Raw genomic sequence first — 13,387 nt, forward strand, 5'->3', positions numbered from 1 at the left:
CCACCGAGCCGGGGTTATTGGACAACCTCTTGTTACCCGCGAGTCATGGGAAGTAACCTACTCCCCGGTAGGTCTGCCGTGTGAATCGAAGCCACCTGTTCTCGCCGCCCTGTCGGCGAGAGCCTGAGGAGGTAGTAAATGAAGTCACGGTTTTCCGGGAGACGCAGCGCCGCCCTGGCCGCTGTCGCCGTAATGGCTGCTGGCGCGTTCGTGGCGGGCGGCCAGGCCGCGGCGGCACCGGATTCCGGTGCGCTGGGCGAGGTCACCAAGAACCTCACCTATCGGTGCACCTTCCCGCTGGTGGGCGCGCAGGACGTCAATGCGACCGTCACTATCACGATCCCGGACACGGGTACCACCGGTGCCCGTATCGTCAATGGCGATCTGAAGATCACGGCCACCTTGAGCGCCAATATCGTGAACGCTTTGCGCGCGTTCCAGACGGCCACGACCGAGGGCACGGCCGTCGCCGACGTGGACGCCGCGTACGACAGCAAAAACTTGACCCTTGGAATTCCCGGACTGAAAATCGCAAAACAGACGGTGCCGCCGTCCGGCACCATGCCGGTCGACATTTCCGGGCCGACGCCGAGCTTGATCGTCTACAAGGCGGGCAGCGTCAGTCTCGCCGCCGGTGCCGTTTTCACGGCCAAAGTCGACACCCGCAAGGCGGACGGAACACCCACCGCGCTCGGTGTGCTGAACGTTCCCTGCTCGGTGAAGGCGACCACCCCGCCGCAGGACCGCTCACTGGCGGCCATCGCGGTCAGCGGAAACGACGTCACCCCGCCGGCCGGCGGCACACCCCCGTCGCAGCCCATTGACAAAACTTTGACGTACAACTGCGTCTTCCCGGAGAGCGGCGCGGTCGACGTCACCGGCCGGATCACCGGCACCATCCCGGCCACGGGCACGGTCGGCAACCGCGTCCAGCCCAACCTGTCGATCACCGCGACGCTGCCCACCTCGGTCGTGGACGTGCTGCGGGCCAACGCCGCGGCGACTGTCTCCGGCAGTGGCGTGGCCGACGCGGACAACACGTACAACGGAACGTCCATCACCGTCGGGATTCCGGGCCCCGTCCCCTCGGTGAACGTGCCTGCCTCCGGGGAACTCGTCGCGACCCTGTCGCCCGCCGTGCCCAGCGTCACCGTCGGCGCGCCGGGAACGGTCGCGATCAGCGCCGGACAGCAGCTGAACGGCACGTTCACGCCGCTGAAGGCGGACGGTACCCCGACCGCGCTCGGCACCTTCACTGTCCCGTGCACGCTGAACGCCGGACAGAACCCGGCGCTCGGCGCGATCACCTTCAGCTGACCACCGGCGGTGGGACCGTCCCGGGCGTCGTGCCCGGGGCGGTCCCGCCGCCAAACCATGGAGTCACGTTGTCGCACCGAAAGCGCGTAGGTCTCGCCATCGTGCTGGCCGCGGTGACCGCGGCGGCACCCACCGCCGCGGGCGCGGGAGCGGGACAGCAGGCGGCGGAGTCCGCCGTGGTCAAGGCCGTCCGCGGGACGTGCGACATCGAACCGGTCGGCAAGCAGGTGATCACCGCCGAGGTCGCGGTGACGCTGCCGGCTTCGGTGCCGGCCGGGACGCCGATCAGGCCACAGGACGTCAAGCTGAAGGTGACGTTCCCGGCCGAGGCCGTGCAGGCGTTCAAGGACAAGCAGATCACCACACTCGAAGGCATCCTGGGCATCCAGCTCGGCGCCGCCGGCAAGATGTTCCCGGTCCGTGGCCCGTTGCCCGAGACGGCGTTGCCGGACACCGGCGAGCTGGCCGTCGACCTGCCGCTGAAGTCCACAGTGGAGGTTCCGGCGGCCGAGCCGGGCCCGGTGCACTTCACCGTCGGTCCGCTGGAGATGCTGCTGGCCCAGGTCAGGGCGCTGGAGGAACCGACGGGCGAGGCGACGCCGGTCGCGTGCGTCCCGGACGAAGGCCAGGACACGGCGCTCGGCTCGGTCGCGGTGCTCAACCCGCCGCCGACCTCGATCTCCCGGCCGTCGAAAGCCACTCAGACCCCGGGGACGACGTCGACGACGGCACCATCCCGCCCTGGCCCGTCCGGGACCGCCAGGCCACCGGCCGGGCAGCGGCAGCAAGGGCAGCAGCGGGAGGAGGAACCCGAGCTGTGCCAGGACATCCCGCCGGACTCGTACAACTTCTGGTCGTACTACGACCTTTCCGGGCACGCCCAGGTCCGCAAGCTCAAGTCCGGCATCGACTTCGGCCCCGGCTACCTCAGCGCGCAGCTGTACTTCTGGTTCGAGGGCCCGACCTTCGAGATCGCCTGCGGTGCGGTGTTCGGTGACCTGCTCTGGCCGCCCGCCAGCGGGTCGTTCGTGGCCTTCGGGTTCATGCCGACGACCGCCGTGGTCACCGTGATCCCGGTCGGTCGCGCCGAAGGACGCCTGCGGGACGGCGTGTTCACCGGAACCGCGAAGGTCCACTTGCTGCTCAGCGACGTGAAGGTGAACGGGACCCCGCTGCCGGTCGGCACGAAGTGCCAGACCGCGGAGCCGGTCGTGATGAACCTGAAGTCCGTGCTGGGGGAGTGGGACGTGTTCACCGGCGGCACCATCGAGACCGACGTGACCATCCCGCCGTACTCGGGATGTTTCGGCACGGAGAACCTGGACCCGCTGTTCACCGGCCTGATCTCCGGTCCCGGCAACCACGTCAAGCTGACCTTCGGCAACATCAACTTCTGCGAACCGCCCGACCAGCCGTGCGTTCCGCCGCTGAAAGGCGGGCGGTGATGGCCACCCCGCAGTTCGCGGCACGAGGCCTGGCCGGGCTCAGGGAGGTCGGCAGGCTCTGCTCGCTCGGCCTGGACGTCTTCCGGATGACGTTCCGCCGGCCGTTCCAGTTCCGCGAGTTCGTCCAGCAGTGCTGGTTCATCGTGTCGGTGACGATCCTGCCCGCGGCACTGGTCGCGATCCCGTTCGGTGGCGTGATCGCCCTCCAGCTCGGGTCGTTGACCAGGCAGATCGGCGCGCAGTCGTTCACCGGGTCGGCCAGCGTGCTGGCGGTGATCCAGCAGGCGAGCCCGATCATCACGGCCTTGCTCATCGCGGGCGCGGGCGGCTCGGCGATCTGCGCGGACCTGGGCTCCCGCAAGATCCGCGAGGAGATCGACGCGATGGAGGCGTTGGCCGTCTCGCCGATCCACCGGCTGGTGGTGCCGAGGGTGTACGCGGCGATCGTGATCTGCGTGCTGCTCAACGGAATGGTCAGCGTTGTCGGTGTGCTCGGCGGCTACTTCTTCAACGTCATCCTGCAAGGCGGCACGCCGGGCGCGTATCTGGCCACGTTCTCGGCGTTGGCGCAGTTGCCGGACTTGTGGATCAGTGAGATCAAAGCCGTGCTGTTCGGGTTCGTCGCCGGGGTGGTCGCCGCGTACCGCGGCCTGAACCCGAAGGGCGGTCCGAAAGGCGTCGGCGACGCGGTCAACCAGGCCGTGGTGATCACGTTCCTGCTGCTGTTCTTCCTCAACTTCGTGCTGACCACCATCTACCTGCAGGTCGTTCCGCGGAAGGGGCTGTAGCGATGGTGATCCAGCGCCAGCTCGACCAGGCCGGCAAACTCGGCGACCAGCTTTCCTTCTACGTCAAGGCCCTGCTGTGGATCCCGCGCGCGGCCCGGCGCTACACGCGGGAGATCGTCCGGCTGCTGTCCGAGGTCAGCTTCGGCACCGGCGCGCTCGCGGTGATCGGCGGAACCATCGGCGTGATGGTCGGCATGTCCGTGTTCACCGGCACAGTCGTGGGTCTGCAAGGGTTCTCGGCGTTGAACCAGGTCGGCACGTCGGCCTTCGCCGGATTCCTGTCGGCCTACTTCAACACGCGCGAGATCGCGCCGCTTGTCGCCGGGCTGGCGTTGTCGGCCACGGTCGGCGCGGGCTTCACCGCGCAGCTCGGCGCGATGCGCATCTCCGAGGAGATCGACGCGCTCGAGACCATGGGCGTGCCCAGCCTGCCGTACCTGGTCACGTGCCGCGTGATCGCCGGGTTCATCGCGATCATCCCGCTGTACGTGATCGGCCTGCTGACCTCCTACCTGGCCGCGCGGACCATCACGGTCGAGTTCTACGAACAGTCGGCCGGTACCTACGACCACTACTTCACGCTGTTCCTGCCGCCGGAGGACGTGCTCTGGTCGTTCGTCAAGGTGATCATCTTCAGCGTCGCGGTCATCCTGGCGCACTGCTACTACGGTTACCGGGCCGCGGGCGGTCCGGCCGGTGTCGGCCTGGCGGTCGGCCGGGCGGTGCGGTGGTCGATCGTGGCGATCAGCATCCTCGACTTCTTCCTGAGCCTGGCCATCTGGGGCACCGACACGACGGTGAGGATCGCCGGATGACCGAGGAGCGCTACCAGAAGACCAGCATGCGCCTGCTGGGACTGGTGTACGTGGTGATCGTGGCGTCGTTCCTCGCGCTGACCGTGGCCATCTACGCGGACGCGTTCTCCGACGACCCGGTCGTCACCCTGCGCACCAGCCAGGTGGGCAACCAGATGCAGGCCGACGCCGACGTGAAACTGCGCGGTATCAACGTCGGCCGGGTGCTCTCGGTGGAGAGCCGTGGCGACGGGGCCGTGCTCGAACTGGCGATGAACCCGGCCACGTTCGAACGGATCCCCGCGAACGTGACCGCGCGCCTGCTGCCGAAAACCCTGTTCGGCGAACGGTACGTCAGCCTCACCATGCCCGACCACCCGAACGGGAAGCTCGCGCCGGGGGCCGCGATCGACCACGACAAGTCGGCCGCGGGCGTGGAGATGGAACGTGTGCTGAACAACCTGTTGCCGCTGCTGCGCTCCGTCCGGCCGGAGAAGCTCGCCGAAATGCTCACCGCGCTGTCCCAGGCGCTGGACGGCCGGGGTGAGCAGCTCGGCGACACGTTGGTCCAGGTAGGACAGTACGTCGGCGAGCTGAACCCGAAGCTGCCCCAGATCAAGGCGGACATCAGCCGGTTCGCGGCGGTCGCGGACACCTACGGCGACGCCGCCGACGACTTCCTGCAAGCACTGTCCGATTTCACCGTGACCAGCAGGACCATTGTGGACCAACGCGACGCACTGCTGAGCCTCTACAGCTCGCTCGGTACCGCCGGCACCGACCTGACGACATTCCTGTCACAGAACCAGAACACCATCATCTCACTGGCCGACACCGGCCGGGGCACGCTCGAACTGCTGGCCAAGTACGCGCCCTCCTACGCGTGCTTGCTGACCGCGGTCGCGGACTTCAAACCCCGCGTGGACAAGGCGTTCGCGGACGGCGGGCTGAACGTCAGGCTGAAGGTCGTGCACGATCGCGGCAAGTACGTCCCCGGCCGCGACGAGCCGGTGTACGACGCCAAGCCCGGTCCGCGCTGCGCCGGTCCGCAAGCGCCGAAGTTCCTGCCGGTGGGCATCGAGCCGCTGCCGAACTCACCGGCCGAACGGGAGATGCTCGGCGCCGTGCTCGGCGACATGCCCGCGTGGGGCAGCCTGCTGGTCGGCCCGCTGTACCGCGGGGCGGAGGTGACCGTCGAATGAGAAGCCTTCTCGCACCGCTGGTGAAACTGTTCCTGTTCGCGGTCGTGACGGTCACGTCGACCGGGTTGCTGGGGCTGACCATCGCCAACGTCGACCTGCGGCCGTCGGTGGAGTACTCCGCCCGGTTCGAGGACGTGACGTCGTTGTCGGCCGGCGACGACGTGCGGATCGCCGGTGTCCGCGTCGGCCAGGTGGAGGCCGTCGAACTGGCCGACAAGCGGGTCGCCCGTGTGGCGTTCACGGTCGACGCCCGGCGCAAGCTGCCGGCCTCCGTCACCGCCACCATCAAGTACCGCAACATGATCGGCCAGCGGTACATCTCGCTGGAGCGCGGAGTCGGCCCACTCAACGAGATTCTCGCACCCGGCGACGAGATCCCGTTGCAGCGCACCAAGCCCGCCCTGGACCTGACGGTGTTGTTCAACGGCTTCAAGCCGCTGTTCCAGGCGCTGTCGCCGGACGACGTCAACCAGCTCTCGCACGAGATCGTCCAGGTCCTGCAGGGCGAGGGCGGGACGGTCGAGAACCTGCTGCGGCACACCGCGTCGCTGACCTCGACCCTGGCCGAGAAGGACAAGGTGATCGGTGAGGTGGTCGGCAACTTCAACCGCGTGCTGGACACCGTGAACGCGCAGAGCGACCGGCTCGGCGGCCTGATCACGACCCTGCAGCAGTTCGTGACCGGCTTCGCCCAGGACCGCGAGCCGATCGGCGCGGCGATCAGCTCGCTGGACGAACTGGCCGGGGCGACCGCCGGTCTGGTCGGCGAAAGCCGCGCACCGCTGAAGGACAGCATCGCGGCGCTCGGCCATGTCGCCAAGAACCTGGCCGACAACGAGCAGATCGTCGACACCGCGCTGCGCAACCTGCCGATGAAGATGGAAAGCATCGGCCGGACCGTCAGCTACGGGTCCTGGCTGAACACCTTCCTGTGCTCGGCCGAGGCCGGGACCCCGTTGCCGATGCCGTTCGCGGGCATTCCCGTGACCCAGCCGAGGTGCGAGTCATGAAGTCGGTATTGTTCGGCGCCTCCGCGAGGAAAAGCACGTCGGCGCGCCAGGAACGAAACCAGGCCATGGTGGGCGCGATCAGCATCGTCGTGCTGACCCTGGTCGGCCTGGCGGCGTTCTACTCCGACGAACTGCCGGTCATCGGCGGCGGCCGGACGTACACCGCGCAGTTCAGCGAGGCCGCCGGGCTGATCTCGGGCACCGAGGTGCGCGCGGCGGGCGTGAAGATCGGCACGGTCAAGGAAGTCGCGCTGGACGGCGACCACGTCCGGGTGCGGTTCCGGGTCAAGGACGCGTGGATCGGCGACCGGAGCACGGTCGCGATCCGGATCAAGACGCTGCTGGGCTCGAAGTACCTGGCCGTCGATCCGCTGGGCGACGCCGACCAGGATCCCGGCACACCGATCCCGATGAGCCGCACGTCGGCGCCGTACGACATCAACCAGGTCTTCGACCAGCTGGCGACCACGGTCACCGAGATCGACACGGGCAAACTGTCCGACGCGCTCGGCGTGCTGGCCGACACGTTCGCCGATTCGCCGCAGGAGATCCGGTCGGCGCTGCAAGGGCTTTCCGCGTTGTCGAAGACGATCTCCACCCGGGACGCGGAACTGGCCAAGCTGTTCGCCAACACCCAGGAGATCAGCCGGACCTTCGCCGACCGCAACGCGGACGTCGAGAAGCTGCTGAAGGACGGCGAACTGCTGCTGGCCGAGATCCGCAAACGGCGTGACTCCATCAGCTCGTTGCTGGCCGGAACACGTGACCTGGCCGCGCAGTTGTCGGGGCTGGTCGCGGACAACACCGCCCAGTTGCGTCCCGCGTTGGAACAGCTCGACCGTGTGAACGCTGTCCTGCAACGCAACCAGGACAACCTGACCAAGAGCCTGCAACTGGCCGGGCCGTACTACCGGCTGCTGGGCAACGCCGGCGGGAACGGCAGGTGGATGGACATGTACGTGTGCGGCCTGATCGCGCCGGCCGGCTCGCCGCCGGACACCGATCCGCTGGACGGCAACTGCGTTCCACCGAAGGGACCGCGATGAACCGGGGACTGCGGGCTCTGACGATCATCTCCGTCGTCGCGCTGGCGTTGACGGCGGTCACTTACCTGGTGTTCCGGCCGTCCGGCGGCCTGCGGCTCACGGCGTATTTCTCGTCGGCTGTCGGACTGTACGAGGGCTCGACCGTCCGGGTGCTGGGGGTTCCGGTCGGCACGGTCAACGAAGTGGTACCGGCCGGGCGCCTGGTCCGTGTGGAGATGTCGGTCGACTCCGCGCACGCGATCCCCGCGACCGCCTCCGCCGTGGTGGTCGCCCCCAGCCTGGTCAGTGACCGGTTCGTGCAGCTCTCGCCGGTGTACGTCGGCGGCTCGAAGCTGGAGTCCGGCGCGGTCATTCCCGTCGAGCGCACGATCACTCCGGTCGAGCTGGACGACCTGTACAAGAGCCTGAGCCGGCTTTCGACCGCGTTGGGGCCGGACGGCGCCAACTCCAAGGGCGAGCTGTCCCGGCTGCTGGACGTGATGGCGGCCAACACCAAAGGCAACGGTGCGCTGATCGGCGAGACGATCAAGCAGTTCGCCGATGCCTCACGCACGTTGGCCGCCGCCAAGGACCAGCTCTTCGGTACGGTCGACGGCCTCCAGCGGTTCACGACCATGCTGGCCCGCAACGACGACACGGTCGTCCAGTTCACCAACCAGCTACGGGACGTGTCCGCCTCGCTGGCCGCCGACCGGGCCGACCTCGGTGGCGCGCTGGCGGAACTGGCCGTCGCGCTGGAACAGGTGCGCGGCTTCGTCAAGGACAACCGGGCGGCCCTGAAGTCCAACGTGGACAAGCTGACCGGGATCACCCGGGTGCTGGTGGATCAACGGAAGTCGCTGGCCGAGGCGTTGGACGTGGCGCCGAACGCCGTGCGGAACCTGTCCGACGCGATCAACCCGGCGACCGGAGCGCTGGAGGGCCGGGCCAACCTGCCCGAGTTCTTCCAGCCCGGGTCGATGGTCGTGTGCAACGTGACGCCGCCGACCGGCGCGGTGACCTCGTTGTCCCAGAAGTGCCTGGAGCTCAAACCCGGCTCCGGTGGGCCGCCGTTGCCGCTTCCCGTGATGGGACAGCAGTATTCGGGAGGCAGCTGATGCGTGTCCTGATCGTGGTCGCTGTCCTGCTCCTGTCCGGCTGTGGCGCGGGCGGGTTCAACGGCGTGTACAACTTCCCGCTGCCCGGCGGTGCCGACATCGGTGACCATCCCTACCGGGTCCGGGTGCAGTTCTCGGATGTGCTGGATCTCGTGCCCCAGGCCGGTGTGAAGGTCAACGATGTGCCGGTCGGCCGGGTGGACAGCATCGACGTGGGTGCCGACGGATGGACCGCTGAGGTTGTCCTGCTTGTCAACGGCGACGTCACGCTGCCTGCCAACGCTCAGGCGTCCGTTCGCCAGTCGAGCCTGCTCGGCGAGAAGTTCGTGGAGTTGCGTGCGCCTGCCGCGGCTTCCGGCAGGCTGGACGACAACGCGGTGATCCCGGTGGACCGGACCAACCGCAACGCCGAGGTCGAAGAGGTCTTCGGCGCGTTGTCGTTGCTGCTGAACGGTGGCGGCGTCGGCCAGTTCCAGCAGATCGCCCGCGAGGTGAACAACGCCCTTTCCGGGAACGAAGAGGGCCTGCGGTCCTTGCTGTCCAACATGGACCAGTTCATCGGGGAACTCGACAACCACCGCACCGAGATCACTCGCGCGCTCACCAGCCTCAACCGGCTCGCCGCGACCGTGTCCGCCCAGCGTGGCCGGATCACCGGTGTGCTGAAGGACCTCGGTCCGGGCATCGACGTGCTTACCCGGCAACGGGAACAGCTCGTCGGGTTGTTGAAGTCGCTGGACAACCTGTCGAAGGTCGCCGTGCAGACGGTGACCAGGTCGAAGGACGACATCGTGGCGGACCTCAAGGCGCTGGCGCCGACCTTGCGTGCGCTGGCCTCGGCGGGGGAGAAACTGCCGCAGTCCTTCGAGTTGCTGCTGACGTACCCGTTCACCGACAAAGCCGTCGAGTCGATCAAGGGCGACTACTTGAACGTGTTCATCCACCTCGCGCCCCCGGCCGCCCCCGACCCGGACGCTCCGGCCGTGCCCCTGCGCCCGATGGACCCACCCGTCGGCACGCCTGGAGGTCGCTGATGCTGACCCGTCGGATCAAGCTGCAGGTGGCCATCTTCATGGTGATCGCCCTGGTCGGCGTGAGCTACGTCGGCGCCAGCTATGCGGGCCTCGATCAACTGGTCGGCGGCCGGGGCGTGGTCGTCACCGCGCGGATGCCGGAGTCAGGCGGGCTGTTCACCAACTCCGAAGTCACCTACCGCGGCGTGCGAGTCGGCCGTGTCGGACCGATGCGCCTGACCGACGACGGCATCGAAGCCGAGTTGCGCCTGGAACCGGATGCGCCGGAGATCCCCGACGACCTGGTCGCGGTCGTGGCCAACCGGTCCGCGGTCGGTGAGCAGTACCTCGACCTCAGGCCGCGCCGCGACGACGGGCCGTACCTGCATGACGGTTCCGTGATCACGGGCGTGCACCTGCCGATGCCCGTCCAGACCGTTCTGTCCGACCTGGACGGTCTGATCACGTCGGTGCCGATCGAGTCGCTGCGGACCGTGGTCGACGAGATGAGCGACGCGTTCCGTGGCCGTGGCGCGGACCTGCAAACCTTGCTCGACAACCAGGCTCAGTTCGTCCAGACGGCGTCGCAGTACTTGCCGCAGACACACCAGTTGATCGACGACGGCGGTGCCGTGCTGCTCACGCAACAGGAACTGTCGTCGTCGATCAAAGGGTTCAGCGAGGACGCGCGCCTGCTGGCCGGCCAGCTCAGGAAGTCCGACGGGGACCTGCGCGAACTCATCAAGGCCACGCCCGAGGTCGCCGCGGAGATCAGCGGGCTGCTCAGGGAATCCGGTACGGGCGTTGGGGTCGTGCTGGCCAACCTGCTGACGCCCGCGCAGATCTTCGCCACCCGCGGTGACGCGTTCGAACAGTTGCTGGGCACGTATCCGCGGGCGATCAGCGACGGGTACCGCGTGATCGGGCCGAACGGGGAGACGAACATGGCGCTGGCCTTGAACTTCAACAACCCGCCGTCATGCCGGCAGGGCTACGGGGGCACGGAGTACCGGCCCGGCAAGGACGTCAGCCCCGCGCCGCTCAACACCGACGCCCGTTGCACGTTGCCACGCGGCAACCCCAGTTCGGTGCGTGGTTCGCAGAACGCGCCCAAGGGCGGCCCGGTGCCTGGCGAGCCGACGATCGTCGCGCTCACGCCCGTGCCGCAAGGCCCGAAGACGCTGACCCAGGTCCTTGGAGGTGACCGGTGAAGGTGTTCGCACTCGTCCTGGTGGTCGCGGCCGCCGCGTTCGCCGGGTGGTTCGGCTGGTCCTGGCTGCGTGCGGCCGGGAGCGCCGAGGCGTACGCCGAGACGCGCGAGGAGGTGCTGCGGGTGGGCGAGCAGGGCATCGCCCACCTGACCACGTTGGACCACCAGCGGATCGACGAAGGGCTGGACCGCTGGCTGGAGTCGTCGACCGGGTCACTGCGCGACAGCCTCCTGCAAGGCCGGGACGACAGCCGCAAGCGACTGGAGGAAGGCAGGTCCACGACCGTCGGCAAGGTGGTCGACGCCGCCGTGACCGAGGTCGACCAGGAGAACGCCCAGGTCATCGCCGCCGTGGAGATCACCGTGACCCCGGCGGGCGGGGAGCCGGTGGTCAAGCGCAACCGGTTCGAGGCCGGGCTGAGCCGGACCGATTCCGGCTGGAAGCTCAGTTCACTGCGCGCCGTCGAGGTGGGGACGTCATGAGTGTGAAGCAGCAACGACCGGTGCGCAGGCCCAAGGTCGCCGGGCACAACCGGCCTCGCCCGGCCCAGCCGGAGCAGGCGCCTGTCGAGGATGTCGAGGAGGGTGAAGAGGTCGTCGAGGTCCAGCGGCCCCGGTGGCCGCTGGCGCTGGTGATCGCCGCGGCCGTGCTGGCCGGGGCCGGGGTGTTCTTCCTGGTCAAGGCGCAGAACGTGGACTCCGGCGTGGACACGAGGGCGATGACCGAGGTCAACGGGCAGGTCAAGGCCGGCCTGGAGAGGATCTTCTCGTTCAGCTACGACAAGATCGACGCCACGGCGGCGCGGGACGTGCTGGCCGGGCAGGCGGTCGGCGAGTACGACAAGCTGATCGAGCAGGTCCGTGCGCAGGCACCGGCCCAGAAACTCGTGCTGGCGACCCGGGTCACGACCACCGGCGTCAAGCGGATCGACGGCGACAGGGCCGAGTTGCTCGTGTTCCTCGACCAGGTCGCCACCCGGGCCGACACCGGCAAGACCAGCGGCAGCGCGGCCGCGTTGAGCGTCACCGCGGAAAAGCAGGACGGCGTCTGGAAAATAACCCAGCTAACCCCCAGGTAAACCCTCGTGAGTGTTTATCAGGGTTAGAACCCCGATAAACACTCACGAGGGATATGGTGGGGGTTTACCACTTGATGGCGAGGGTGAGGCTCAGTGTGTTGTCCGGGCCGGGGATGAGACCGTTCAGGATGCCGGTCGAAAGGCCGCAGTCGGTGAATTCCGGAATGGTGTAGGACGCGGCGGTCAGCTCGCCGCCTTCCAGCGGGTTGAACCCGGGCGCGGACACCAGGTCGATGGACGCGGGCTTGGCGGTCCGGCAGTTGTCGCCGACGAACAGCGGCAAACCGATCGCCTTGACGTCGGTCAGCCTGATCGTCACTTCGGCGTGCGCGGCGACCGCGCCGTCGGTCAGCGTTCCGGTCACCTTGCCGACCTGCTGCATGGTCACGGTCGCGGTGGTCGGGAAGATCCCGAAGATCTTGAAGTTGCCCTGCGACGGCGGCAGCTGCATGTCCGCGGTGAACCGGCCGGTCGCGCCCTCCAGGTCGACGACGAGCGAGCCGGGCCCGAGCGGCAGCGTCGCGTCGAGTTTTTTGATGGTGGACGAGCCTTTGGTGACGTCGTAGGTGAAGACGGGATCAGCGGCGGCCGTCCCTGTTGCCAGCAACGAGGCCGTCACTGCGATGGCACCGATCAGGACAGGTCTGAGCATGGGTCGATCTCCTTGCCGAAAATCGCACTCCTCAGGGTGGTGAAATCAAACCTACTCGTGAGTACGTTGTCGCCACAAGGTCGGCGCCGGCACGGCGGTGAAATTGTCACGGCGGTGAGCGGTCTACTGCTTCGGCCTGGCGCGGACGTGCATTTTCTCGCCCTGCCTGCCGAATAGGCTCAGTATTTCGACCGGACGGCCGTCCGCGGTGCCGAACCAGTGCGGCAACCGGGTGTCGAACTCGGCCGCCTCGCCGACGCGCAGCACGATGTCCTTGTCGGCGAGCATCATCCGCAGCTGCCCAGACAGGACGTACAGCCACTCGTAGCCCTCGTGCGTGACCATGTTCGGCTCGCACCGGTCGGCGGGCAGGATCATCTTGTACGCCTGAAGCCCGCCTGGCTGCCGGGTCAACGGCAGAACGGTGACGTACTTGCCGTCGCGCTGCCTGACCCGGCGCGGCGCGATCCGCACGCGCGGATCGCCGACCTCCGGGGCCCCGACGAGCTCGTCCAGCGGTACCTGGTGCGCCTGCGCGATCGGCAGCAGCAGTTCGAGGCTGGGCTTGCGCAGCCCCGACTCCAGCCTGGACAGCGTGCTCTTCGAGATGCCGGTGACCGTGGCGAGCTCGGTCAGCGTGACGCCGCGCTCGGTCCGCACACGTTTGAGGCGCGGCCCGACCTCGGCCAGGGTTTCGGTGAGATCCATGCCCCCAGTGTGGCTCCGGCGTTGCC

At 68.1% G+C, this 13,387-nt stretch carries 14 protein-coding genes; 12 read left to right on the top strand and 2 right to left on the bottom strand.

Features of this window, described 5'->3' with window-relative positions:
* Positions 1-138 precede the first annotated feature (138 nt).
* The 12 genes from GC106_RS01105 (at position 139) to GC106_RS01160 (ending at position 12,001) form a co-directional block, all read left to right on the top strand.
* On the top strand, positions 139-1,317 hold the full coding sequence (locus tag GC106_RS01105) for a DUF6801 domain-containing protein (protein ID WP_173123375.1): 1,179 nt from the start codon (positions 139-141) through the stop codon (positions 1,315-1,317).
* 68 nt (positions 1,318-1,385) lie between these two features.
* A complete protein-coding gene (locus GC106_RS01110; RefSeq protein WP_173123377.1) occupies positions 1,386-2,762 on the top strand; it encodes a DUF6801 domain-containing protein in 1,377 nt (458 codons plus the stop codon).
* The gene (locus tag GC106_RS01115) at positions 2,762-3,550 is read left to right on the top strand and encodes an MlaE family ABC transporter permease (RefSeq protein ID WP_173123379.1); all 789 of its coding nucleotides are present in this window, start codon (positions 2,762-2,764) and stop codon (positions 3,548-3,550) included. The genes GC106_RS01110 and GC106_RS01115 overlap by 1 nt, the downstream gene beginning before the upstream one ends.
* A gap of 2 nt (positions 3,551-3,552) precedes the next feature.
* Positions 3,553-4,365 carry an MlaE family ABC transporter permease gene (locus tag GC106_RS01120; protein WP_173123381.1) on the top strand — a complete coding sequence of 271 codons (813 nt, stop codon included), beginning with the start codon at positions 3,553-3,555 and terminating at the stop codon, positions 4,363-4,365.
* A complete protein-coding gene (locus tag GC106_RS01125) occupies positions 4,362-5,546 on the top strand; it encodes an MCE family protein (RefSeq protein WP_173123383.1) in 1,185 nt (394 codons plus the stop codon). The genes GC106_RS01120 and GC106_RS01125 overlap by 4 nt, the downstream gene beginning before the upstream one ends.
* Positions 5,543-6,556, top strand: a complete 1,014-nt coding sequence (locus GC106_RS01130; protein ID WP_173123385.1) for an MCE family protein — start codon at positions 5,543-5,545, stop codon at positions 6,554-6,556. Before GC106_RS01125 ends, GC106_RS01130 begins: the two co-directional genes overlap by 4 nt.
* Complete coding sequence (locus GC106_RS01135; protein WP_246364608.1) at positions 6,553-7,602, top strand: MCE family protein; 1,050 nt, start codon at positions 6,553-6,555, stop codon at positions 7,600-7,602. Before GC106_RS01130 ends, GC106_RS01135 begins: the two co-directional genes overlap by 4 nt.
* Positions 7,599-8,699 carry an MCE family protein gene (locus GC106_RS01140; protein ID WP_173123387.1) on the top strand — a complete coding sequence of 367 codons (1,101 nt, stop codon included), beginning with the start codon at positions 7,599-7,601 and terminating at the stop codon, positions 8,697-8,699. Before GC106_RS01135 ends, GC106_RS01140 begins: the two co-directional genes overlap by 4 nt.
* Positions 8,699-9,733 carry an MCE family protein gene (locus tag GC106_RS01145; protein WP_173123389.1) on the top strand — a complete coding sequence of 345 codons (1,035 nt, stop codon included), beginning with the start codon at positions 8,699-8,701 and terminating at the stop codon, positions 9,731-9,733. The genes GC106_RS01140 and GC106_RS01145 overlap by 1 nt, the downstream gene beginning before the upstream one ends.
* Complete coding sequence (locus GC106_RS01150; protein ID WP_173123391.1) at positions 9,733-10,923, top strand: MlaD family protein; 1,191 nt, start codon at positions 9,733-9,735, stop codon at positions 10,921-10,923. Before GC106_RS01145 ends, GC106_RS01150 begins: the two co-directional genes overlap by 1 nt.
* Entirely contained in the window at positions 10,920-11,405 is a 486-nt protein-coding gene (locus tag GC106_RS01155; protein ID WP_173123393.1) for an Rv1363c family protein, read from the top strand. Before GC106_RS01150 ends, GC106_RS01155 begins: the two co-directional genes overlap by 4 nt.
* Entirely contained in the window at positions 11,402-12,001 is a 600-nt protein-coding gene (locus tag GC106_RS01160) for a nuclear transport factor 2 family protein (RefSeq protein WP_173123395.1), read from the top strand. Before GC106_RS01155 ends, GC106_RS01160 begins: the two co-directional genes overlap by 4 nt.
* Before the next feature lie 64 nt (positions 12,002-12,065).
* Here GC106_RS01160 and GC106_RS01165 read toward each other — a convergent pair whose 3' ends face one another.
* Entirely contained in the window at positions 12,066-12,653 is a 588-nt protein-coding gene (locus GC106_RS01165) for a hypothetical protein (RefSeq protein WP_173123397.1), read from the bottom strand.
* Between the two features lie 123 nt (positions 12,654-12,776).
* The gene (locus tag GC106_RS01170; RefSeq protein ID WP_173123399.1) at positions 12,777-13,361 is read right to left on the bottom strand and encodes a helix-turn-helix domain-containing protein; all 585 of its coding nucleotides are present in this window, start codon (positions 13,359-13,361) and stop codon (positions 12,777-12,779) included.
* Between the last annotated feature and the right edge of the window lie 26 nt (positions 13,362-13,387).

The sequence above is a fragment of the Kibdelosporangium persicum genome (assembly GCF_013280595.1).
GTDB classification, from domain to species: domain Bacteria; phylum Actinomycetota; class Actinomycetes; order Mycobacteriales; family Pseudonocardiaceae; genus Kibdelosporangium; species Kibdelosporangium persicum.

Bases quoted from the DNA above. Each gene is read 5' to 3' on its own strand.
- GC106_RS01105 (WP_173123375.1), top strand. From the start codon at position 139: ATGAAGTCACGGTTTTCCGGGAGACGCAGCGCCGCCCTGGCCGCTGTC.
- GC106_RS01115 (WP_173123379.1), top strand. From the start codon at position 2,762: ATGGCCACCCCGCAGTTCGCGGCACGAGGCCTGGCCGGGCTCAGGGAG.
- GC106_RS01120 (WP_173123381.1), top strand. From the start codon at position 3,553: ATGGTGATCCAGCGCCAGCTCGACCAGGCCGGCAAACTCGGCGACCAG.
- GC106_RS01125 (WP_173123383.1), top strand. From the start codon at position 4,362: ATGACCGAGGAGCGCTACCAGAAGACCAGCATGCGCCTGCTGGGACTG.
- GC106_RS01130 (WP_173123385.1), top strand. From the start codon at position 5,543: ATGAGAAGCCTTCTCGCACCGCTGGTGAAACTGTTCCTGTTCGCGGTC.
- GC106_RS01135 (WP_246364608.1), top strand. From the start codon at position 6,553: ATGAAGTCGGTATTGTTCGGCGCCTCCGCGAGGAAAAGCACGTCGGCG.
- GC106_RS01140 (WP_173123387.1), top strand. From the start codon at position 7,599: ATGAACCGGGGACTGCGGGCTCTGACGATCATCTCCGTCGTCGCGCTG.
- GC106_RS01145 (WP_173123389.1), top strand. From the start codon at position 8,699: ATGCGTGTCCTGATCGTGGTCGCTGTCCTGCTCCTGTCCGGCTGTGGC.
- GC106_RS01150 (WP_173123391.1), top strand. From the start codon at position 9,733: ATGCTGACCCGTCGGATCAAGCTGCAGGTGGCCATCTTCATGGTGATC.
- GC106_RS01160 (WP_173123395.1), top strand. From the start codon at position 11,402: ATGAGTGTGAAGCAGCAACGACCGGTGCGCAGGCCCAAGGTCGCCGGG.
- GC106_RS01165 (WP_173123397.1), bottom strand. From the start codon at position 12,653: ATGCTCAGACCTGTCCTGATCGGTGCCATCGCAGTGACGGCCTCGTTG.
- GC106_RS01170 (WP_173123399.1), bottom strand. From the start codon at position 13,361: ATGGATCTCACCGAAACCCTGGCCGAGGTCGGGCCGCGCCTCAAACGT.